This is a genomic window from Pseudomonas sp. WS 5411 (assembly GCF_012985595.1).
Classification (GTDB): Bacteria; Pseudomonadota; Gammaproteobacteria; order Pseudomonadales; family Pseudomonadaceae; genus Aquipseudomonas; species Aquipseudomonas shahriarae.
On record NZ_JAARMC010000002.1, the window covers coordinates 286,339 to 307,518 of the forward strand.

General features: G+C 62.3%; 19 protein-coding genes and 1 pseudogene. 15 read left to right on the forward strand and 5 right to left on the reverse strand.

Annotation, left to right across the window (positions count from 1 at the left end; all coding sequences use genetic code 11):
- The first annotated feature begins 65 nt into the window (after positions 1-65).
- The 14 genes from HBR93_RS05110 to HBR93_RS05175 are packed head-to-tail and all read left to right on the forward strand — an operon-like array spanning position 66 to position 13,238.
- Positions 66-800, forward strand: coding sequence for a glycosyltransferase family 2 protein (locus tag HBR93_RS05110; RefSeq protein ID WP_169959910.1), 735 nt, complete (start codon positions 66-68; stop codon positions 798-800).
- Complete coding sequence (locus tag HBR93_RS05115; protein WP_057958095.1) at positions 797-1,735, forward strand: glycosyl transferase; 939 nt, start codon at positions 797-799, stop codon at positions 1,733-1,735. The genes HBR93_RS05110 and HBR93_RS05115 overlap by 4 nt, the downstream gene beginning before the upstream one ends.
- Complete coding sequence (locus HBR93_RS05120; RefSeq protein ID WP_169959911.1) at positions 1,716-3,260, forward strand: aromatic amino acid ammonia-lyase; 1,545 nt, start codon at positions 1,716-1,718, stop codon at positions 3,258-3,260. Before HBR93_RS05115 ends, HBR93_RS05120 begins: the two co-directional genes overlap by 20 nt.
- Complete coding sequence (locus HBR93_RS05125) at positions 3,253-3,681, forward strand: acyl-CoA thioesterase (RefSeq protein WP_169959912.1); 429 nt, start codon at positions 3,253-3,255, stop codon at positions 3,679-3,681. The genes HBR93_RS05120 and HBR93_RS05125 overlap by 8 nt, the downstream gene beginning before the upstream one ends.
- Positions 3,675-4,358, forward strand: coding sequence for an outer membrane lipoprotein carrier protein LolA (locus HBR93_RS05130; protein WP_225923833.1), 684 nt, complete (start codon positions 3,675-3,677; stop codon positions 4,356-4,358). The genes HBR93_RS05125 and HBR93_RS05130 overlap by 7 nt, the downstream gene beginning before the upstream one ends.
- Positions 4,348-6,660 carry an MMPL family transporter gene (locus HBR93_RS05135; protein WP_169959913.1) on the forward strand — a complete coding sequence of 771 codons (2,313 nt, stop codon included), beginning with the start codon at positions 4,348-4,350 and terminating at the stop codon, positions 6,658-6,660. The genes HBR93_RS05130 and HBR93_RS05135 overlap by 11 nt, the downstream gene beginning before the upstream one ends.
- Positions 6,661-6,717: 57 nt before the next feature.
- Positions 6,718-7,965 carry an NAD(P)/FAD-dependent oxidoreductase gene (locus tag HBR93_RS05140; protein WP_169959914.1) on the forward strand — a complete coding sequence of 416 codons (1,248 nt, stop codon included), beginning with the start codon at positions 6,718-6,720 and terminating at the stop codon, positions 7,963-7,965.
- Positions 7,962-8,711: a class I SAM-dependent methyltransferase gene (locus HBR93_RS05145; protein ID WP_178111958.1), complete on the forward strand. Its 750-nt coding sequence runs from the start codon at positions 7,962-7,964 to the stop codon at positions 8,709-8,711. The genes HBR93_RS05140 and HBR93_RS05145 overlap by 4 nt, the downstream gene beginning before the upstream one ends.
- The gene (locus tag HBR93_RS05150; protein WP_169959915.1) at positions 8,708-9,190 is read left to right on the forward strand and encodes a hypothetical protein; all 483 of its coding nucleotides are present in this window, start codon (positions 8,708-8,710) and stop codon (positions 9,188-9,190) included. The genes HBR93_RS05145 and HBR93_RS05150 overlap by 4 nt, the downstream gene beginning before the upstream one ends.
- A complete protein-coding gene (locus HBR93_RS05155; RefSeq protein ID WP_169959916.1) occupies positions 9,187-10,353 on the forward strand; it encodes a beta-ketoacyl-[acyl-carrier-protein] synthase family protein in 1,167 nt (388 codons plus the stop codon). The genes HBR93_RS05150 and HBR93_RS05155 overlap by 4 nt, the downstream gene beginning before the upstream one ends.
- The gene (locus HBR93_RS05160) at positions 10,350-10,814 is read left to right on the forward strand and encodes a hotdog family protein (protein WP_057437248.1); all 465 of its coding nucleotides are present in this window, start codon (positions 10,350-10,352) and stop codon (positions 10,812-10,814) included. The genes HBR93_RS05155 and HBR93_RS05160 overlap by 4 nt, the downstream gene beginning before the upstream one ends.
- Positions 10,807-11,535, forward strand: a complete 729-nt coding sequence (fabG, locus tag HBR93_RS05165) for a 3-oxoacyl-ACP reductase FabG (RefSeq protein WP_115127211.1) — start codon at positions 10,807-10,809, stop codon at positions 11,533-11,535. Before HBR93_RS05160 ends, fabG begins: the two co-directional genes overlap by 8 nt.
- Entirely contained in the window at positions 11,535-12,761 is a 1,227-nt protein-coding gene (locus tag HBR93_RS05170; RefSeq protein ID WP_115129347.1) for a beta-ketoacyl-ACP synthase, read from the forward strand. Before fabG ends, HBR93_RS05170 begins: the two co-directional genes overlap by 1 nt.
- Positions 12,762-12,788: 27 nt before the next feature.
- Positions 12,789-13,238 (forward strand): hypothetical protein, encoded by a 450-nt coding sequence (locus HBR93_RS05175; protein ID WP_057437244.1) that lies wholly within the window; start codon positions 12,789-12,791, stop codon positions 13,236-13,238.
- A gap of 170 nt (positions 13,239-13,408) precedes the next feature.
- Here the strand turns inward: HBR93_RS05175 and HBR93_RS05180 are convergent, their stop codons facing one another.
- Together HBR93_RS05180 and HBR93_RS05185 are read right to left on the reverse strand one after the other, a co-directional pair.
- Positions 13,409-13,666 (reverse strand): type II toxin-antitoxin system PemK/MazF family toxin, encoded by a 258-nt coding sequence (locus tag HBR93_RS05180; RefSeq protein ID WP_262377251.1) that lies wholly within the window; start codon positions 13,664-13,666, stop codon positions 13,409-13,411.
- 53 nt (positions 13,667-13,719) lie between these two features.
- Positions 13,720-14,613, reverse strand: a complete 894-nt coding sequence (locus tag HBR93_RS05185; protein ID WP_057437242.1) for a LysR family transcriptional regulator — start codon at positions 14,611-14,613, stop codon at positions 13,720-13,722.
- A 123-nt stretch (positions 14,614-14,736) separates the two neighbouring features.
- Between HBR93_RS05185 and HBR93_RS05190 the strand changes: the two genes are divergently transcribed.
- The gene (locus HBR93_RS05190) at positions 14,737-16,002 is read left to right on the forward strand and encodes an MFS transporter (RefSeq protein WP_169959917.1); all 1,266 of its coding nucleotides are present in this window, start codon (positions 14,737-14,739) and stop codon (positions 16,000-16,002) included.
- 111 nt (positions 16,003-16,113) lie between these two features.
- On the opposite strand, the pseudogene HBR93_RS27135 reads toward HBR93_RS05190, so the two are convergent.
- The 3 genes and pseudogenes from HBR93_RS27135 to HBR93_RS05205 all read right to left on the reverse strand — a co-directional run.
- Positions 16,114-16,962 (reverse strand): annotated as a pseudogene (locus tag HBR93_RS27135) (methyl-accepting chemotaxis protein); the annotation flags it as partial.
- 1,482 nt (positions 16,963-18,444) lie between these two features.
- The gene (gene hemE, locus HBR93_RS05200; protein WP_057437235.1) at positions 18,445-19,512 is read right to left on the reverse strand and encodes a uroporphyrinogen decarboxylase; all 1,068 of its coding nucleotides are present in this window, start codon (positions 19,510-19,512) and stop codon (positions 18,445-18,447) included.
- A 241-nt stretch (positions 19,513-19,753) separates the two neighbouring features.
- A complete protein-coding gene (locus HBR93_RS05205) occupies positions 19,754-21,172 on the reverse strand; it encodes an FAD-dependent oxidoreductase (protein WP_034105894.1) in 1,419 nt (472 codons plus the stop codon).
- Between the last annotated feature and the right edge of the window lie 8 nt (positions 21,173-21,180).

Sequence of the window (21,180 nt, forward strand, 5' to 3'; positions counted from 1 at the left end):
ATTCCCAATGTGGGAGCTGGCTTGCCTGCGATGCAGGCAACTCGGTCCATCAGGTGTCCGCCACCATGCATAACCCCTGCGCCCTGATCCCGGTCTACAACCATGAAGCCGCCGTGCCCGCCGTGGTCCGCAGCCTGCTGGAGCATGGCCTGCCCTGCCTGCTGGTGGACGATGGCAGCAGCCCCGCCTGCGCCGCCGTACTGGCGCAACTGGCCAGCCTGAACAACGTCTCGCTGATCACCCTGCCCACCAACCAGGGCAAGGGCGGTGCGGTGCAAGTCGGTTTTCGCGAAGCCGCACGCCTGGGCTTTACCCATGCCCTGCAAGTGGACGCCGACGGCCAGCACGACCTGCGCGAAGTCGCCCTGTTTATCGACGCCTCGCGCACTCACCCCGATGCGGTGATCTGCGGCTACCCCGAATACGACGACAGCGTGCCCAAGGGCCGCCTCTACGCCCGCTACCTGACCCATGTCTGGGTGTGGATCAACAGCCTGTCGCTGCAGATCCGCGATTCGATGTGCGGCTTTCGCATCTACCCGCTGGCACCGGTGCTGGCGCTGATGGACTCGGCGCGGATCGGCAAGCGCATGGATTTCGACTCCGACATCCTCGTGCGCCTGTCATGGCGCAACCAGCCGATGCGCTGGCTGCCGACCAAGGTGCATTACCCCGCCGATGGCCTGTCGCACTTTCGGATGTTCCACGACAACCTGCTGATTTCGTCGATGCACACCCGGCTGTTCTTTGGCATGTTGCTGCGCGCGCCGCTGATCCTCTGGCGACGGTGGCAGGCATGAGCGAAAACACCCGGCATTGGGCCGACCGCCAGGAGCGCGGCAGTTTCTGGCTGATGAAGCTCACCGCGTTCGCCGCCAAGGTCCTCGGGCGCCGGGTGCTGAGCCCACTGCTGTATGGCATCGTCCTGTACTTTTTCGTGTTTGGCCGCGCTGCGCGCCAGAGCATCTGGCAATACCAGCAGCGCCTGGCCGACTGGAGCGGGCGCGACGAGCTGCGCCCCAGCCACAAAAAGGTCTTCAGCCAATTCATGGCCTTCGCCGACGCCTTGCTGGACAAGCTCGACGTATGGAACGGCAAGCTGCGCCTGGAACAGATCGAGATCATCGACCCGGCCCAGTTGCGCGGGCAACTGCGCGGCGAACGCGGGCAGATGCTGGTGGGTGCACACCTGGGCAACCTGGAAGTGTGCCGGGCCCTGGCGGAGCTGGGCGAGAAAGTCACCATGAATGTGCTGGTGCACACCAAGCATGCCGAACAGTTCAACCGCCTGCTGGGCGAAGCCGGGGCGAGCAACCTGCGGCTGATCCAGGTCAGCGAACTGGACCCGGCGGTGATGCTGCTGCTCAGCCAGCGCCTGGACGACGGTGAATGGCTGGCGATTGCCGGCGACCGAATCCCGCTGCATGGCGGGCGCACCGTGCGCGTGGACTTTCTCGGCCATAGCGCGGCCTTCCCCCAGGGCCCGTGGTTGCTGGCCGGGCTGCTCAAATGCCCGGTCAACCTGCTGATGTGCCTCAAGCACCAGGGCCGCTATCGTTTGATCATCGAGCCCTTCGCCCAATTGATCGAATGGAAACGCAGCGACCGCCCGCAAGTGATCGCCCACTGGGCCGCCCGCTACGCCGAACGCCTGGGCCAGTTCTGCCTGGAAGCGCCCCAACAATGGTTCAACTTTTACCCTTTCTGGAAGACCGATGACGACGCATCTGCTTGAGCCGGTAACCTTCGGCGAACTCCCTTTGCGCATCGAAGACGTGCTGGCCCTGGCCAACCGTCAGGCGCCCACTCGCCTGCAAGACGATGCCGGGTACCGCCTGCGCATCGCCAAGGGCGCGCAGTTCCTCGATTCGCTGCTGGACAAAGAAGGCGTGATCTACGGCGTGACCACCGGCTATGGCGACTCGTGCGTGGTGGCGGTGCCGTTGCAGCATGTCGAGGCATTGCCGCGCCACTTGTACACCTTCCACGGCTGCGGCCTGGGCAAGTTGCTCGACGCCCAGGCCACCCGTGCGGTGCTGGCGGCGCGTTTGCAGTCGCTGTGCCATGGCGTGTCCGGGGTGCGGGTTGAACTGCTGGAGCGCCTGCATGCGTTTCTTGAACACGACATCCTGCCGCTGATCCCGGAAGAAGGCTCGGTCGGCGCCAGCGGCGATCTGACGCCGCTGTCGTACGTGGCCGCGACCTTGTCCGGCGAGCGTGAAGTGCTGTTCCGTGGCGAGCGCCGCCTGGCTGCCGATGTCCATCGCGAGCTGGGCTGGACCCCGCTGGTGCTGCGACCCAAGGAAGCCCTGGCGTTGATGAACGGCACCGCGGTGATGACCGGCCTGGCCTGCCTGGCCTTCGCCCGCGCCGACTACCTGCTGCAACTGGCCACACGCATCACCGCGCTGAACGTGGTGGCGTTGCAAGGCAACCCGGAGCACTTCGACGAACGCCTGTTCGCCGCCAAACCACACCCCGGGCAGATGCAGGTCGCAGCCTGGCTGCGCAAGGACCTGGCGATCGACGCCCCGACCGCACCGCTGCACCGCCTGCAAGACCGCTACTCGCTACGCTGCGCGCCCCACGTCCTCGGCGTGCTGGCCGACAGCCTGAACTGGCTGCGCTCGTTTATCGAGATCGAACTCAACAGCGCCAACGACAACCCGATCATCGACGCCGAAGCCGAACGCGTGCTGCACGGCGGGCACTTCTACGGCGGGCATATCGCCTTTGCCATGGACAGCCTGAAGAACCTGGTGGCCAACGTCGCCGACCTGCTCGACCGGCAACTCGCGCTGCTGGTGGACGAGCGCTACAACCATGGCTTGCCGAGCAACCTGTCGGGCGCCCCGGCGGACCGCGCAATGATCAACCACGGCTTCAAGGCGGTGCAGATCGGCACCAGCGCCTGGACCGCCGAAGCGTTGAAAAACACCATGCCGGCCAGCGTGTTTTCGCGCTCCACCGAATGCCACAACCAGGACAAGGTCAGCATGGGCACCATCGCCGCCCGCGATGCGATCCGCGTCTTGGAGCTGACCGAACAAGTGGCCGCCGCCACCTTGCTCGCCGCCAACCAGGGCGTGTGGTTGCGCGCCCAGGTCAAGGATGCACGGCCGTTGCCGCCAGCCCTGGCTGCGATGCACGAGGCACTGGCCAAGGACTTCCCGCCGGTGATCGAAGACCGGGCCCTGGAGGGCGAACTGCGCCTGTGCCTGCAACGCATCGCCGCGCAACACTGGAGGCTGCATGCGTAGCCCCGGCGTATTGCACAGCGACACACAAATCCTCGTACCGTTCTTCGACATCGACACGATGAACGTGGTCTGGCACGGCCACTATGTGAAGTACCTGGAAATCGCCCGTTGCGCGTTGCTCGACAAGCTCGGCCACAACTACACGGCAATGCTCGAATCCGGCTATGCGTGGCCGGTGATCGACATGCAACTGCGCTACGTGCGTGGCGCCACCTTTGGCCAGACCCTCAACGTGCGCGCCAGCCTGGTGGAGTGGGAGAACCGCTTGAAGGTCAACTACCTGATCACCGACCTTGCCAGCGGCGAGCGCCTGACCCGCGCCAGCACCGTGCAAGTGGCCGTAAAAATTGCCAGCCGCGAGATGCAACTGGCCTCGCCAACCGTGTTCACCACCGCCGTCGAAAGGGCCTTGAAATGCTGACCCCTGTGGGAGCTGGCTTGCCGGCGATGGACGTCAACGCTAACCCAGGGGCCCTGACACTGCGCAGCGCCCTGAGGTTTTTTGCGAGCAAGCTCGCACCTACAGCGGCCGGGTTGTTGCTGAGCTTCGGGGCTTATGCTTTTGACCTGCAACAGCTCAGCGATCAACTGGCCAAGCCTACGGTGATCCACGGCAACTTCATCCAGGAAAAACACCTGCGTGCCCTGCCCCAGCCGCTGACCAGCACAGGTACCTTCGTCCTGGCCAAGGACCACGGCCTGCTCTGGCTGCTGAAAACCCCGCTGCAGCAGGACTACCGCATCAACGCCCAGGGTATTGCCCGCCGTGATGCAAACGGTTGGCAGCCACTGCCGAACAAAAGCGCCGGCGCCGAGCAGAACCGTTTGTTCCTCGCCGTGCTGCAAGGCGACAGCAGTGGCTTGCAGCGCGACTTCGAGTTGCAGCTGCAAGGCGAAGCCAAGGCCTGGAAACTCACGTTGATCCCGCGCTCGCTGCTGCTCAAGCAAGTGTTCACCCAAATCAATATCGACGGCGGCGAACTGGTGCACACCATCGAGTTGCTGGAAACCCAAGGCGACAGCACCCTGTTGCGCATGCAGGACAGTACCAGCACGCAACCTTTGAGCGACGCGGAGCAACACGACTTTGCCCAGTGAGCGTTGGTTGCCGCGCCTGTTCCTGATCCTGCTGGTGGCGGTGCTGGCCCTGGCCGGCTGGCAATGGCGCCAGGGCGCGCCGTTGTCGGCCAACCTGATGGAACTGGTGCCGGGTAACACCCCGGACGCCCTGGAGCTGGCGGCCGAGCAGCGCATGCAGGAACCACTGAACCGCGAGATGCTGGTGCTGGTCGGGCATGCCGAGCGTCAGCAGGCGGTGACCATGGCCGAACAATTGGGCGAGCGCTGGCAGGCCAGCGGTCTGTTTGAAAAAGTCACCTGGACCCTGCAAGCCGACCTGCCCGCCCTGCGCCAACAATTGCTGCAAGGGCGCCTGGCGATGCTATCGACCAAGGACCGCGAACAGTTGATCGGCGAGCCTGCGGCGTTTATCGCAGAGCGGGTACACACACTGTTCGATCCCTTTACCGGCTTCAGCCTGGTCCCCAGCCAGGACGACTGGCTGGGCCTGACCGGACGCATCCAGAGCAGCCAGCCACAACACGGCGCGGTGCAACTGGACATCGGCAGCGGCGCGCTGATCGCCGATGCCGACGGCAAGAGCTGGGTACTGCTGCGTGCGCGTACCCAGGGCAATGCCTTTGATATGAAGCTGCCGCTGCAAGTCGCCGACTTGCTGCAAGCCAGCCGCGAACAGGCCGCCCAGCACGGCGTGCAACTGCTCGCCGCCAGCGGCCTGTTGTACGCGGCCAACGGTCAACAACAAGCCAGCCGCGAGATGACCTGGGTCGGCGGTGGCGCAACAGTGGGGATCCTGTTGCTGTTGCTGCTGGCGTTTCGTCGCTGGCGGGTGTTGCTGGCGTTTGTCCCGGTGCTGGTGGGCATGCTGTTTGGCGCGGTGGCCTGTGTGGCGCTGTTCGGCCATATGCATGTGATGACCCTGGTGCTGGGCGCGAGCCTGATCGGCGTGGCCGTCGACTACCCGCTGCACTACCTGTCCAAGAGCTGGAGCCTGCAACCCTGGCGCAGCTGGCCAGCCTTGCGCCTGACCCTGCCGGGCCTGAGCCTGAGCCTGGCCACCAGTTGCATCGGCTACCTGGCCCTGGCCTGGACGCCGTTCCCGGCGCTGACCCAAATCGCCGTGTTCTCCGCCGCCGGCCTGGTGGGCGCCTACCTGTCGGCGGTGTGCCTGTTGCCGGCGCTGCTCAACGGCATGGACCTGCGCCCGGCGCAATGGCCGCTGCGGGTCGCCGAGTTCCTGCTGGGGGTGCGTGAGTCGCTGCTCAAGCGCCTGCCGAGCCAGGCATTGCTGGTGCTGGCCCTGCTGTTCTGCGCCGGTGGCCTGTGGCAGCTGAACAGCAAGAACGATATTCGCCAGTGGATCAGCGCGCCGCCGCAACTGCTGCAAGAAGCCCAGGCGATTGCCCGCATTACCGGCTACCAGCCCACCAGCCAGTTCTTCCTGGTACGCGCGGACAATCAACAGCAGTTGCTGGAACGCCAGGCGGCGTTGAGCCTGCGTCTGGATCAACTGGTGCACATGGAAAAACTGCAAGGCTACCTGGCGCTCAATCAACTGGTCAGCACCCCCGGCGAACAGCAGCAATTGCGCGAAGCCCTGAATCAACTGCCCGCCCTGTGGCAGCCGCTGCTCGACCTCGGCATCCCCGCCAGCGCCCTGCAAGCAGAGCTGGCGCAGTTGCAGGCGCTGCCCACCGCCGACATCGACGCCGCCCTGGCGGGCCCGCTGGCCGAGCCGTGGCGCCTGCTGTGGCTGGGCAATGTCGAGGGCGGCGTGGCGGCGATGGTCAGCCTGCAAGGCTTGAACAACCCGGCGCTGCTGCGCATCCAGGCCCTGGACCTGCCGGGCGTGCAACTGGTGGACCGCCTCGGCGACTTGAACCAGGTATTTGCCGCAACCCAGATCAGCGCTGCCGAATTGAAATTATTGTCCTGTGTACTGATCGTCTTGCTGCTGATCCTGCCCTTTGGCCTGGGCGGCGCGCTGCGGATTGTCGCCCTGCCGCTGCTGGCTGCGCTGTGCAGCCTGGCCAGCCTCGGTTGGCTGGGGCAGCCGTTGACCCTGTTCAGCCTGTTCGGCCTGCTGCTGGTGACGGCGATCAGCGTCGATTATGCAATCCTCATGCGCGAACAGATCGGCGGTGCCGCTGTCAGCCTGCTGGGGACGTTGCTGGCAGCCGTCACCACCTGGCTGTCCTTTGGCCTGCTGGCGGTGTCCAGCACCCCGGCGGTGAGTAATTTCGGCCTGTCGGTCAGCCTGGGCCTGGCCTTCAGCTTTATGCTGGCGCCATGGGCCGGCCGCCAGGAACATGCGCAATGATGCCCACTAATTTTTTTGAGTTGAATGTGATGATCGCCAACCCGGCAAGGAGCCACAGTGCCCACAGTTGAAATGGAACGCCGCCAGGTCGTGGTGATCGGTGCCGGCCCGTCCGGTGCCATTGCGGCCGCGCTGCTCAAGCGTAACGGGCATGATGTATTGATCATCGAGCGCGAGCACTTCCCGCGTTTTTCCATCGGCGAGAGCCTGCTGTCCCACTGCATCGACTTTATCGAAGAAGCCGGCATGCTCGAGGCCGTCAACGCCGCCGGTTTCCAACTGAAAACCGGTGCCGCGTTTGCCTGGGGCGAGCGCTACAGCGCCTTTGATTTCGGTGACACGTTCAGCGACGGCAAGCCCACGACCTTCCAGGTCCAGCGCGCCGACTTCGACAAGTTGCTGGCCGATCAGGCGGCGCTGCAAGGCGTAGAGATCCGTTACGGCCAGACCCTGGTCGGGGTGGATTTCGCCGCCGGCCACCGCTACCTGCATGTACGCCGCGAAAACGGTCGCGAATACCACATCAAGGCCGGCTTCGTCCTCGACGCCAGCGGTTACGGCCGCGTGCTGCCACGCCTGCTGAACCTGGAGGCGCCGTCGAACTTCCCGCTGCGCCAGGCGGTGTTCACCCACGTCCAGGACCGTATCGAACATCCGGGCTTCGACCGCAGCAAGATCCTTATCACCACCCACCCGACCCAGCGCGATATCTGGTTCTGGACCATCCCGTTCAGCAACGGGCGCTGCTCGGTGGGCGTGGTCGCGGCCAAGGAGCATTTCGCCGGCTGCGATGGGGATCTGGATGCCTGCCTGCGCCGCTTTATCGAACAAACCCCGAGCCTGTCCAGTGTGCTGGCGAATGCCGTGTGGGATACCCCGGCCCGGACCATTGGCGGCTACTCGGCGAACGTCACCACCCTGCATGGCCCGGGGTTTGCGCTGCTGGGCAATGCCGCGGAGTTCCTCGACCCGGTGTTCTCGTCCGGCGTGACCATCGCCATGCGCTCGGCCAGCATGGCCGCCGGCCTCTTGCACCGCCAGCTCAAGGGCGAAAGCGTGGACTGGCAAACCGAGTTCGCGGTGCCGCTCAAACGCGGGGTCGACACCTTCCGCTGCTACGTCGAAGGCTGGTACGCCGGCACCTTCCAGGATGTGATCTATCACCCTGGCAGCTCGCCGGAAATCCGCCGCATGATCAGTTCGATCCTCGCCGGCTACGCCTGGGATGAACGCAACCCCTTTGTCAGCGAACCCAAGCGCCGCTTGCGGATGCTCTCGGAAATTTGTGCGGCAGAAAACCTATGAGCAGCCCACCTGTGTCAAAAGAGTACTTGAGCAAAAACTACGTCGAAGAAACCAAATTCGGCTTCTGGTTCCTGCGCAGCCACACCTGGCAGCATCATGTGCTGCGCGTGGCAATCAACGACCTGCGCAGCCTGTTCGGCACCCCGCTGCCGGAAGCACCCGTGCTGCTGGATGCCGGTTGCGGCCAGGGCAAGTCGTTCCGTTATTTGCAGCAGGTGTTCGCCCCCCAGCGCCTGATCGGCCTTGACGCCGACCCCCATAGCCTCGACCTGAGCCGTGCCGAAGCGGCGCGCCAGGGCATTGATATCGAGTTGATCGGCAGCGATTGCGCAACCCTCAAGGTGGCCGATGAGAGTGTCGATATCCTGTTCTGCCACCAGACCTTCCACCACCTGGTGGAGCAACAGCGGGCACTCACCGAGTTCTATCGGGTGCTCAAGCCGGGCGGCTACCTGCTGTTCGCCGAGTCCACCGAAGCCTATATCGACACCTGGGTGATTCGCTGGCTGTTCCGCCACCCGATGCATGTGCAGAAAAGCGCCGCCGAGTACCTGGAGATGATCCGCGACCAGGGTTTCGAGTTTGGCCCGCAGAATGTGTCGTACCCGTACCTGTGGTGGAGCCGCTCGGCTGACTTCGGCCTGCTGGAGCGTTGGGGCCTGCGTCAGCCCAAGCCGTTTGGCGAGCGTGAAGAGACCCTGGTGAATGTGGTTGCACGCAAGCCACTCGCAGGCCCGCCAGCATGATCCGCGCGTTGTTGATCGGCTGCCTGTTGCTGCTGGCCGCGTGCGCCAGCCAGCCGCCACTGCCGGTGCATACACCGAGCCTGGCCTTGCCCCTGCAATTGCATATCGAGCGCGAGCAGGACGGCCAGCGCCAGGACTGGTTGCTGGTGATCCAGCGCGAAGGCGAGGCCCTGCGCTGGTCACTGATGGACCCGCTGGGCATCCCCCAGGCCCGGCAAAAGCTGGTGGCCGGCCGTTGGCAGGCAGATGGCCTGCTACCGCCCAACCCCCAGGCCCGCGAGCTGTTTGCGGCGCTGCTGTTCGCCCTGACCCCGGCCGCTGAAATGCCCGGCAACTACCCCCACGCCCGTGAAGACGATGGCGTCCGGGTACTCAAGCCGCACTGGCAGGTGATCTACCGCGCGCCCTTGACCTTCAGCGTGAACATGCCCGGCCAGCACCTGAACTATCGCGTCACCGCGCTTGAGAGCAGCCCATGACCGCCTACCTCAATGCCCTGGGGATCATCTGCGCCCTGGGCCGTGGCCAGCAGGCCGTGCGGCGCAATCTGTTTGCCGGGGATTGCTCGGGTATGCGCGCCGAGAGCGGCTGGGTGCCCGAGCGAGTACTCCCGGTGGGCAGCGTGCCTGGCGAACTGGCGCCACTGCCGCCGCACCTGGCCCAGCAGAGCAGTCGCAGTAACCAGCTGTTGCTGGAGGCCGCCTTGCAGATCGAAGGCCCGATCCGGCAGGCGATCGACACCTTTGGCGCCTCGCGTATCGGTGTGGTGCTGGGTACCAGCACCTCGGGCATTGATGAAGCCAGTCGCGGCATCGCCCATTACCTGCGCGAAGGGCAGTTCCCCGAGGCCTATGACTACCGGCAGCAGGAACTCGGCGCCCCGGCCAACTTCCTCGCCGACTGCCTGCAACTGAGCGGCCCGGCCTATGTGATTTCCACCGCCTGCACTTCCAGCGCCCGCGCAATGATGAGCGCACGCCGCCTGCTGGACCTGGGCCTGTGCGATGCGGTGCTGTGTGGCGGGGTCGATAGCCTGTGCAAGCTGACCCTCAATGGCTTTACCTCGCTGGAAGCGGTCTCCAGCGAACGCTGCAACCCGTTTTCGGTGAACCGCAACGGCATCAATATCGGCGAGGCGGCGGTGCTGTTCCTGATGAGCAAAACCCCGGCGCCCATCGCCCTGCTGGGTAGCGGCGCCAGTTGCGATGCGCACCATATTTCTGCGCCAGAGCCCAGCGGCAAGGGCGCATTGCAGGCCATGAGCAAGGCCCTGGCCAGCGCGAAACTGGCGCCGGCGCAGATCGGCTACCTGAACCTGCACGGCACCGCCACCCAGCATAACGACGCCATGGAAAGCCTGGCCGTGGCAAGCCTGTTCCCCGCCGGTGTAGCCTGTTCCTCGACCAAGCCCATGACCGGCCATACCCTCGGCGCCGCCGGGGCGCTGGAGGCGGCGTTCTGCTGGCTGAGCCTGATGGAAGGTGCTGTGCCGCCCCATATCTGGGACGGCCAAGCCGACCCGGCGCTGCCCGCCCTGCGCTGGGCCAAGGTCGGCGACCTCCTGGAAAAACGCTGCCTGATGAGTAACTCGTTTGCCTTCGGCGGCAATAACGTCAGCCTGATTATCGGAGACGCCCTATGAGCCATTGGCCACTCGCCGAACTGCTGCCCCACGCCGGGGACATGATCCTGATCGACCAGGTGTTGGCGTTCGATGAAGAACAGATCCGCACCCGCGTCACCGTCAAGCCCGGCGGCCTGTTCAACCGCCCTGACGGCAGCCTGCCGGCCTGGGTCGGCGTCGAGTTGATGGCGCAAAGCGTGGCCGCCTATGCCGGCTGCCGCGCGCGCCAGAACGGCGAAGCGGTGGAGTTGGGCTTCCTGCTGGGCACGCGCAAATTCGAATGCAATGTCGAGCACTTTCCCGCCGGCAGCGAACTGACCATCCACGGCCTGCGCTCCCTGGAAGACGACAACGGCATGGGTGTGTTCGAATGCCACCTGACCGGCGACGGGATCCAGGCAAGCGCCCGCCTGAACGTATTTCGACCGCCCCAGGCGGCCAACTATTTAGCTGAGTCGAAGGACACGCGTCATGACTGAATCCGTACTGGTCACCGGCTCCAGCCGGGGTATCGGCCGCGCTATCGCCCTGCGCCTGGCCCAGGCCGGCCATGACATTGTGCTGCATTGCCGCAGCGGCCGCGCCGAGGCAGATGCCGTACAGGTCGAAGTCGAGGCCCTGGGCCGCAAGGCGCGGGTACTGCAATTCGACGTGGCGGACCGGGCCACCTGCAAGCAGATCCTTGAAGCCGACGTAGAAACCCACGGCGCCTATTACGGCGTGGTGCTGAATGCCGGGCTGACCCGCGATGGCGCGTTCCCGGCGTTGTCGGAAGACGACTGGGACGTGGTGATGCGTACCAATCTCGATGGTTTCTATAACGTGCTGCACCCAGTGATGATGCCGATGATCCGGCGTCGTGCGGCCGGGCGCATTGTGTGTATTACCTCGGTCTCGGGGCTGATCGGCAACCGTGGCCAGGTCAACTACAGCGCGTCCAAGGCCGGCCTGATCGGCGCCGCCAAGGCCCTGGCCATTGAGCTGGGCAAGCGCAAGATCACCGTCAACTGCGTGGCCCCGGGCCTGATCGACACGGCAATGCTCGATGAGAATGTGCCGGTGGAAGAACTGATGAAAATGATCCCCGCGCAACGCATGGGCACCCCCGAAGAGGTCGCCAGTGCGGTGAACTTCCTGATGTCGGCCGAGGCCGGCTACATCACCCGCCAGGTCCTGGCCGTGAACGGGGGCCTGTGCTGATGAAACGTGTGGTAGTCACCGGCATGGCCGGCATGACCTCCCTGGGTAGCGACTGGGACACCATCGTCGCCAACTTCCGCGCCCGGCGCAGCGGTATCCGGCGCATGGACGAGTGGGATCGCTTCAGCGAACTGAACACCCGCCTGGCCGGGCCGATTGACGACTTTGTGGTGCCGGCCCACTGGACCCGCAAACAATTGCGCAGCATGGGCCGGGTCTCGCGCCTGGCGGTGTGGGCCGCCGAGCAGGCGTTGCAGGACGCCGGCCTGCTGGGCGATGCGTCGATCAAGGATGGGCGCATGGGTGTCGCCTGCGGCTCATCCACCGGCAGCACCGACGAGATCAAGGCATTCGGCAATATGCTGCTCAACTCGGTGGCCGAGGGTCTGAACGCCAACTCCTACGTGCGCATGATGCCGCACACCACGGCGGCCAATATCAGCATCTTCTTTGGCCTCACCGGGCGCCTGATCCCCACGTCCAGCGCGTGTACCAGTGGCAGCCAGGGCATCGGCTATGCCTATGAAGCGATCAAGTTCGGCCGCCTGCCACTGATGCTCGCCGGTGGCGCCGAAGAACTGTGCCCCACCGAAGCCATGGTGTTTGACGCGCTCTACGCCACCAGCCTGAAAAACGACGCGCCGCAAACCAGCCCACGGCCCTACGACAGCGGTCGCGACGGCCTGGTGATCGGCGAAGGCGGCGGCATGCTGGTGCTTGAGGAGCTGGAACATGCCCTGGCCCGTGGTGCGCATATCCATGCCGAAATCGTTGGTTTTGGCAGCAACGCCGACGGCCAGCACACCACGCGGCCTGAACAGACCACCATGCGCCGCGCCATGGAGCTGGCCCTCGAAGATGCCGGCCTGGCGCCGGATGCCATCGGTTATGTGAACGGCCACGGCACCGCCACCGAACAAGGCGACATTGCCGAAACCCAGGCCACCAGCAGCCTGTTCGGCAGCCGCATGCCCATCAGCTCGCAGAAGAGTTTCCTCGGCCATACCCTGGGCGCCTGCGGGGCGCTGGAGTCGTGGTTCAGCATCGAAATGATGAACCGCGACCAGTACGTGCCGACCTTCAACCTCGATCAAGTGGACCCGCGCTGCGGCGAGCTGGATTACCTGCGCGGCGAGTTCCGCCAGATGCACAACGACTACGTGATGAACAACAACTTTGCCTTTGGCGGCGTCAACACGTCGCTGATTTTTCGCCGCTGGCAGTAAGCCTTTTATTTGATTGGAGATAACGCAATGTCTTTGTTGCTACGCGCCACCCTTATCGCCCTGACCCTGCTGACCGCTGCCGGCTGCACCAGCAAGCCGGTGCTCAACACCCAGCACGCGCTTGCCGCCAACGAGCAGGTCAGTGAAGAGAAAATGAAACAGAGCATCCTCACCGCCCTGGACAAGCGCAACTGGACCGTGCAACGCGCCGACCCACGCCTGATCCAGGCACAGATCAACGTGCGCAACCGCTACTACGCCGAAATCGACATTCGCTACACCGGCACCAGCTACGCCATCACTTATCGCGACAGCCAGGAACTGGGCTACAAGAACGGCAAGATCCATCGCAACTACAACCGCTGGGTGAGCATGCTCGACCGCGACATCATGGCCGCGTTGCGCTCTAACGGCGCCGCGCAAGCGGGTACCGCGGCGCAGTTGTTCAAGGAGACGGGAACGTCGAAGCAGAACTGATCGGCGCCTGAAAAACCGGCACCTACCTAGCACCAGAAACGACAAAGGGCGCCTTTCGGCGCCCTCTTCACAAGCAGGCTGGCTTGGCCTTAACAGCTAAAAACTGCTCACTGGAAAGTTCAGCGATTTTGTAAGTTCGTTTGCCATGCCGATCCTTACGCTTGATTCGATCAAGTCGTCCAAGGCTGACGGTGGCAACGATGTCGCATTTCGCCCAGCACACTGGGTTCGCTTTCAAGCTGCAAGTGGTGTGCGAGTACCGTCTGCGGCGCCGTGGTACTTAGGGGCACAACCGTTACCAACAGCTTATTGGTCCTGTGCCTGCGTATCACAATGACGGGTCTGATCTTGATGATTTCCGGCACCTCATAGCCTCGAAAATCACAAATCAACACGCTGCCTTCTTTGGGCTGATAGAGAAGTGTCATCCATGTCACTCAGTGAAAAACAAATGGTTCCGTTACCTGATATGTGAACGCCGCTACACCAACGCCTTACGCGTCAGCAGCTCGACAAACGCCTTGGCCATGGGTGACTGCTGGTCCTTGCGCTGCACCAGCCACACTGCCGTTACCGCCTCCGGGTCGAGCAAGGTGCGGTAGACCACACCGTCGATGCGGATGCGCTGGTATGACGCCGGCAACACCGAGACTCCCAACCCCGCCGCCACCAGGCCGATGATGGTCATGGCCTCGCCCGCCTCCTGGGCGAAGTGCGGGCTGAAACCGGCATCGCGGGCCAGGTTGATCAACTGTGCGTACAAACCACTACCGTAGGCCCGTGGGAAGAATACGAAGGGTTCTTCAGCCAACTGCGTCAGGTGCAAACCGCGCTCGCTGCCTTGCGCCAACGGATGCCCGGCACTGAGTACCGCCACCAGGGGCTCACGCATCAGCTCTACGACACTCAATGCATCGGGCAATGGCAACGGGCGCATCAAGCCGACCTGGATCGTTTCATCCCCCAGCGCATCAGCCACCTCGGTGCTGCTCATCTCCTGCAAATTCAAATGCACTGCCGGGAAGGCCTGGCGAAAAGCAAAAATCGCCTGTGGGATGCTGGAGTTGAACGGCGCCGAAGAGGTGAAGCCAATCTTCAGTTCCCCCAGCTCCCCCAACTGCGCTCTGCGTGCCACATCCGCAGCCTTGTCGACCTGGGCCAGTACCAGGCGGGCTTCCGTGAGGAACAAGCGCCCGGCCTCGCTCAGCTCGACCCGACGATTGGTGCGTTCGAACAAGCGGGCGCCGACCTCCTGCTCCAGCGCCTGGATCTGCTGGCTCAAGGGCGGCTGGGAGATGCCCAGGACCTGGGCGGCCCGGCCGAAATGCAGCTCTTCAGCCACGGCGATGAAGTAGCGCAAGTGGCGTAATTCCATGAAAACCTCATTAGGTCGTAAAAGCTATCAAACAGGTCGAACAATATATTGGAAAGAATCATTAGCCAGCTATATTCTTTTTGCATGGCCAGTCCTGGCTGCCTTTGCTTCCCGAGGTCCCGCGTGAAAGCTGCTGTCGCTCCGCTTGCCCAAGAACGTCCGCCCACTGCCCTGGATGAGGTGGTGGCGCAGCTCAACGACGTGTACATCGAAAAAGGTACGCCGATGTTTATGCGTACAGTGCTGGCGCTGTTTTCCGGTGGCTTTGCCACCTTTGCCCTGCTGTATTGCGTACAGCCGATGATGCCGGTGCTGTCCCACGAATTTTCCATCAACGCCGCGCAGAGCAGCCTGATCCTCTCCGTCTCCACCGCGATGCTCGCCTTTGGCCTGCTGATCACCGGGCCGATTTCCGACCGCCTGGGGCGCAAACCGGTGATGGTCACCTCGCTGTTCTGCGCAGCCGTGTGCACCATCGCCAGCGGCCTGATGCCGACCTGGGAAGGCATCCTGTGGATGCGCGCGCTGCTCGGTCTGTCCCTCAGTGGCCTGGCGGCCGTGGCCATGACCTACCTCAGCGAAGAGATCCACCCGCAGCACATCGGCCTGGCCATGGGCCTGTACATCGGCGGCAACGCGATTGGGGGCATGAGCGGGCGCCTGATCACTGGCGTATTGATCGACTTTGTCAGCTGGCACACGGCAATGCTGATCATCGGCGCACTGGCGCTGATTGCGGCGACGGTGTTCTGGAAGATCCTGCCGCCCTCGCGCAACTTCCGCGCCAGCAGCCTCAAGCCGCGCAACCTGATCAACGGTTTCGTCATGCACTTCAAGGATGCCGGCCTGCCCTGGCTGTTTCTTGAGGCCTTTGTGTTGATGGGGGCGTTTGTCACGCTGTTCAACTACATCGGCTACCGCTTGCTGGCCGATCCCTATGACCTGAGCCAGGCGGTGGTGGGCCTGCTGTCGGTGGTGTACCTGTCGGGCATCTACAGCTCGGCGAAGATTGGCTCGCTGGCCGACCGCCTCGGCCGCCGTCGCGTACTCTGGGCCACGATTGTACTGATGCTGGCCGGCATCACCCTGACCCTGTTCAGCCCGCTGCCACTGATCATCATCGGCATGCTGATCTTCACTTTCGGCTTCTTCGGCGCCCACTCGGTAGCCAGCAGCTGGATCGGCCGCCGCGCCCTGAAAGCCAAAGGGCAGGCGTCGTCGCTGTACCTGTTCAGTTATTACGCAGGATCGAGCATTGCCGGGACGGCCGGTGGGTTTTTCTGGCATTACGCCGGATGGAACGGGATTGGCGGGTTTATCATCGCGCTGCTGATCGTGGCGCTGCTGGTGGCGTTGAAACTGGCCAAGTTGCCACCGCTCAAACTGTAGGAGCTGGCTTGCCAGCGATGTGGCCCGAAGAATCACCACAAGGCTCAGGCATGTCATCGCCGGCAAGCCGGCTCCTACTCAGCAAAACGGCGTTCAAAAAAGAGCCGACATTTAAAGCCGAAAACTACCCATCTGCTTCGTCAGGTTTTCGGATAGCCCACGCAGAGTACGACAATCCTCGCGACAGCGTTGCACCTCGCTATTGGTAGTGGTTGCGAGGTCGGCTATCCCCTGTACATTACGATTTATCTCCTCTGTTACTGACGATTGCTCTTCTGTGGCAGTCGCCACTTGGCGGTTCATATCACTGATGTGCTCAATCTGGTTGGAGATAGTTTGCAGCAGGCGGTTGGTACTTTCGCTCGCCTCAACGCCCGTACCGGTGGCTGCTTGGCCAGAACTCATTGAGCTTACTGCGGCCTCCGCGCTTTGCTTGAGGTTCTGGATGATCCCCTGGATTTCGTCAGTAGAACCCTGAGTACGTCCAGCAAGCGTGCGCACCTCGTCAGCAACAACCGCAAAACCTCGGCCCATCTCCCCTGCCCTGGCAGCCTCAATAGCAGCGTTCAGGGCCAACAGATTGGTCTGCTGCGATATCCCACGAATAACTGCCAGCACCTGATCAATCGTCGCTATTTGTTCGGCCAACGCACTGACCGATTTTGCTGCATGACCAATGCCGTCGGCCATTTGCTCGATATGCACCGTCGAACTGCCAACAATTTGGCTGGCCTGTTGAGCTTCAGAGCGAGCGCTGTTTGAGGCCTCTGCTGCGCTACTGGCATTACGTGCGATCTCCTGCACCGTCAGGCCCATTTCATTCACCGCCGTGGCGACCATATCGGTCATCTCGTTTTGCTGTACCGCTCTCTCTGCCGTCCCTTCAACAACCTGCGTGACTTGGCCAACCGCTACATTGAGTTGCGCGCTGGTTGCCAGTGCTTGGCCGATCAGCTCCCTGAGCCTTGTACTCATCACCCGGATACTAGACATCGCGCTATTGGCGGGCGCGTCGGGAATCAGAACCCCAAGGTTGCCATTGGCGATTTCGCTCAAAATCTTATCCAGCACAGCGGGTGAACCGCCCAGCTGCGCTAGCATTTGTTTTCGCCCGAGCATAACCAACAGAGCAATTTCCAGGATCAGCGCCAGGAGCACGGCAATAAACAGGTTCTGGAATAGAGACAGCGTACTATCCGCGACGGCTACCTGTTGATCGGTACGTTCCTCCACCAAGCCAAAAAACTCGTCAACGGGCTTCATGATTTGCCCTTTGAACTGGTGATATTCGCGGCCGTGCAACAAGTCACGCGCCAACGCCAAATCAGGTGCAGCGTTGATTGAGTAAGTGCCCTGAGGGTCAATGAATTTACCTTTGACGGCATTCATTGCCTTGGTTTCAAGCTGGACCAAACCGTCGGATTTATCCTGAGCCTCTTTAAGCCTCGCAAACTCTGCATCATTGAAGCCCGCACGACGCATGAGTTCACTCAATGGAACTGTCTCGCCATCTGGCCTTGGTTTCATATTACCGGCAGCAACAAAATCCCAGTAGATTCGATGGTATCCCTCAGGTCTAGGGGCTTTACCGTTGCGGATCTGCAGGACCTGCAGGTATTCACGTTCGTACTCAGGATCCGCCGTGACGGCATAGGTTCGGGCCAGGCGCGTCAGGTCATCAGAACTCTGCCGCAACTCGTCTGCCAGTAAGTAAGAGTGGTAGCGCTTTTCGCTGGAGACCAATAAGTCCTTGGAGGATAGTTTTATCGAATAAAACGTATAAACCAAAGCCACGAATGTTATGGCGATCAGAAGCAACAAGCCGTAAAGCGTCCGCGATGTTTTAGCTGCGTTCATAGCGCTATGAGTCCTAGGGGGGGGACAAAAACAAGCCACACAACGGCGGCAATTCTCGGATCATTAGCAGAAGCTATGCAGCGACCTATCGGAGTCTAGGCGCAAGTCGGATGGTCAGGTTTTATTTAACTCATAAATAGTTTCCGCCATCACTTGATAGCGCAGAACGAGGGTGAGGGGCGTTCTCATTTGAGCTTAGTAGGGCCATTCGCTACCCTTGAACTGTTTGGGGTAACTGGTGCAGCGAGAACTTGTCGCTTAAGTACACCCGCCGGAATTCCCACCACATTTCCATGCTGATCACCCTGTTTTCTACTGCTCGGGAAGTGAGCAGAAGCAGTTGAACACCTGGGTCCGGTTTTCAGTCGGCAGAACAGCATCCACTGGGTCAGTTTTGGGTCAGCGGCAACAACAAAAAACGCCGACGTTGTCGTCGGCGCTTGGAATTTACGATGCCTTGCGATGTATTTGTACATAACAAGGCATTGATAAAAAAACCGTACTTACTGGAATTATGATCACTCGCACACGAACCATGTGCCTTTAGGATATGAGTCCAATTGCCGGTTTTTTGTTAGCGGGCGCTTACTCGTGATACTGCGCCGACAACTCATGCACCGCACGCAGGAACGCGCCTGCATGCTCTGGGTTCACTTCCGGGGTGATGCCATGGCCGAGGTTGAACACGTGGCCGCTGCCCTTGCCGTAGCTGGCGAGGATGCGGCCCACTTCGGCGCGGATCGCTTCCGGCTTGGCGTAGAGCACGGTCGGGTCCATGTTGCCTTGCAGGGCCACCTGGTTGCCGACGCGGCGACGGGCTTCGCCCAGGTCGCAGGTCCAGTCCAGGCCCAGCGCATCGGCGCCCGCATCAGCGATGCTTTCCAGCCACAGACCGCCACCCTTGGTGAACAGGATCACCGGCACTTTGCGGCCTTCGTGTTCGCGGATCAGGCCGCTGACGATTTTGCGCATGTAGGCCAGGGAGAACTCCTGGTACGCCGCCGCCGACAGGTTGCCGCCCCAGGTGTCGAAGATCTGCACCGCTTGCGCGCCGGCCATGATCTGGCCGTTGAGGTAGGACACGACCGACTGCGCCAGCTTGTCCAGCAGCAAGTGCATGGCTTGTGGGTTGTCGTAGAGCATGGCCTTGGTCTTGCGGAAGTCTTTCGACGAACCGCCTTCGACCATATAGGTGGCCAGGGTCCACGGGCTGCCGGAGAAGCCGATCAGCGGTACGCGGCCATTGAGTTCACGGCGGATGGTGCTGACGGCGTCCATCACGTAACCGAGGTCTTTGTGTGGGTCCGGGATCGGCAGGGCTTCGATGTCGGCCAGGGTGCTGATCACTTTCTTGAAGCGTGGACCTTCGCCGGTTTCAAAGTACAGGCCTTGGCCCATGGCATCGGGGATGGTCAGGATATCGGAGAAAAGAATGGCCGCATCCAGTTGTGGATAGCGGTCCAGCGGCTGCATCGTGACTTCGCAGGCGAACTCCGGGTTCATGCACAAGCTCATGAAATCGCCCGCGTTGGCGCGGCTGGCGCGGTACTCCGGCAGGTAGCGACCGGCTTGACGCATCATCCACACGGGGGTGACGTCTACGGGTTGCTTGAGCAGGGCACGAAGGAAACGGTCGTTCTTGAGGGCAGTCATGTCGGCATCCGCAAAAAAAGTGCGGGCATTTTCTCAGAGCCGGACGCAAAAGGCACGGTTACAGGTCAGCCTTTTGTCTATCGGGTCAATTTGTCGCGGACATGAAAGCACCGCAAAACAAATGTGGGAGCGGGCTTGCTCGCGAATGCGGGTTGTCAGTGGACATATCTGGTCACTGTTAGATCGCATTCGCGAGCAAGCCCGCTCCCACATTTTTGATCCCATTCCAGGGGGATCAGTATTAGACCTGCAAGTAGTCCAGGATGCCCTCGGCGGCGTTGCGGCCTTCGAAGATCGCCGTCACCACCAGGTCAGAGCCGCGCACCATATCGCCACCGGCGAAGATTTTCGGGTTGCTGGTCTGGTGCTTGTACTGGCCTTGTTCCGGGGCCACGACGCGGCCCTGGCTGTCGGTCTGGATCTGGAACTGCTCGAACCACGGCGCCGGGCTTGGGCGGAAGCCGAAAGCGATGACCACGGCGTCAGCCGGGATGATCTCTTCGGAACCCGGGATCGGCTCGGGGCTGCGGCGGCCACGGGCGTCCGGTTCGCCGAGACGGGTCTCGACCACCTTCACGCCTTCGACGCGGTCTTCACCGACAATCGCGATCGGCTGGCGGTTGTAGAGGAATTTCACGCCTTCTTCCTTGGCGTTCTTCACCTCTTTGCGCGAGCCCGGCATGTTGGCCTCGTCACGGCGATAGGCACAGGTCACCGACTTGGCGCCCTGGCGGATCGACGTGCGGTTGCAGTCCATCGCGGTGTCACCACCGCCCAGTACCACGACCTTCTTGCCTTTCATGTCGACGAAATCTTCCGGCGACTTTTCAAAGCCCAGGTTGCGGTTGACGTTGGCGATCAGGAAGTCGAGCGCGTCATACACGCCCGGCAGGTCCTCACCGGCAAAGCCGCCCTTCATGTAGGTGTAGGTGCCCATGCCCATGAATACCGCATCGTATTCTTCGAGCAGTTGCTCCATGGTGATGTCTTTGCCGATTTCGGTGTTGAGACGGAACTCGATACCCATACCGGTGAAGACTTCGCGGCGATTACTCAGCACGGTCTTTTCCAGCTTGAACTCGGGGATGCCGAAGGTCAGCAGGCCACCGATTTCCGGGTTCTTGTCGAACACCACCGGGGTCACACCGCCACGCACCAGCACGTCAGCACAACCCAGGCCCGCCGGGCCCGCGCCGATAATCGCCACGCGCTTGCCGGTCGGCTTGACCTTGGACATGTCCGGGCGCCAGCCCATGGCGAACGCGGTGTCGGTGATGTACTTCTCCACCGAGCCGATGGTCACCGCACCAAAGCCGTCGTTGAGGGTGCAGGCACCCTCGCACAGACGATCCTGGGGACACACCCGGCCGCAGACTTCCGGCAGGGTGTTGGTCTGGTGCGACAGCTCGGCGGCGGCGAGGATATTGCCCTCGGCCACCAGCTTGAGCCAGTTGGGAATGAAGTTGTGCACCGGGCACTTCCATTCGCAATACGGGTTACCGCACCCCAGGCAGCGGTGGGCCTGATCGGCCGAGTGCTGGGGTTTGAAGGGCTCGTAGATCTCCACGAACTCTTTCTTGCGTTGACGCAACAGTTTCTTCTTCGGATCTTTGCGCCCGACATCGATGAACTGGAAGTCGTTATTCAGACGTTCAGCCATGTTAAAAC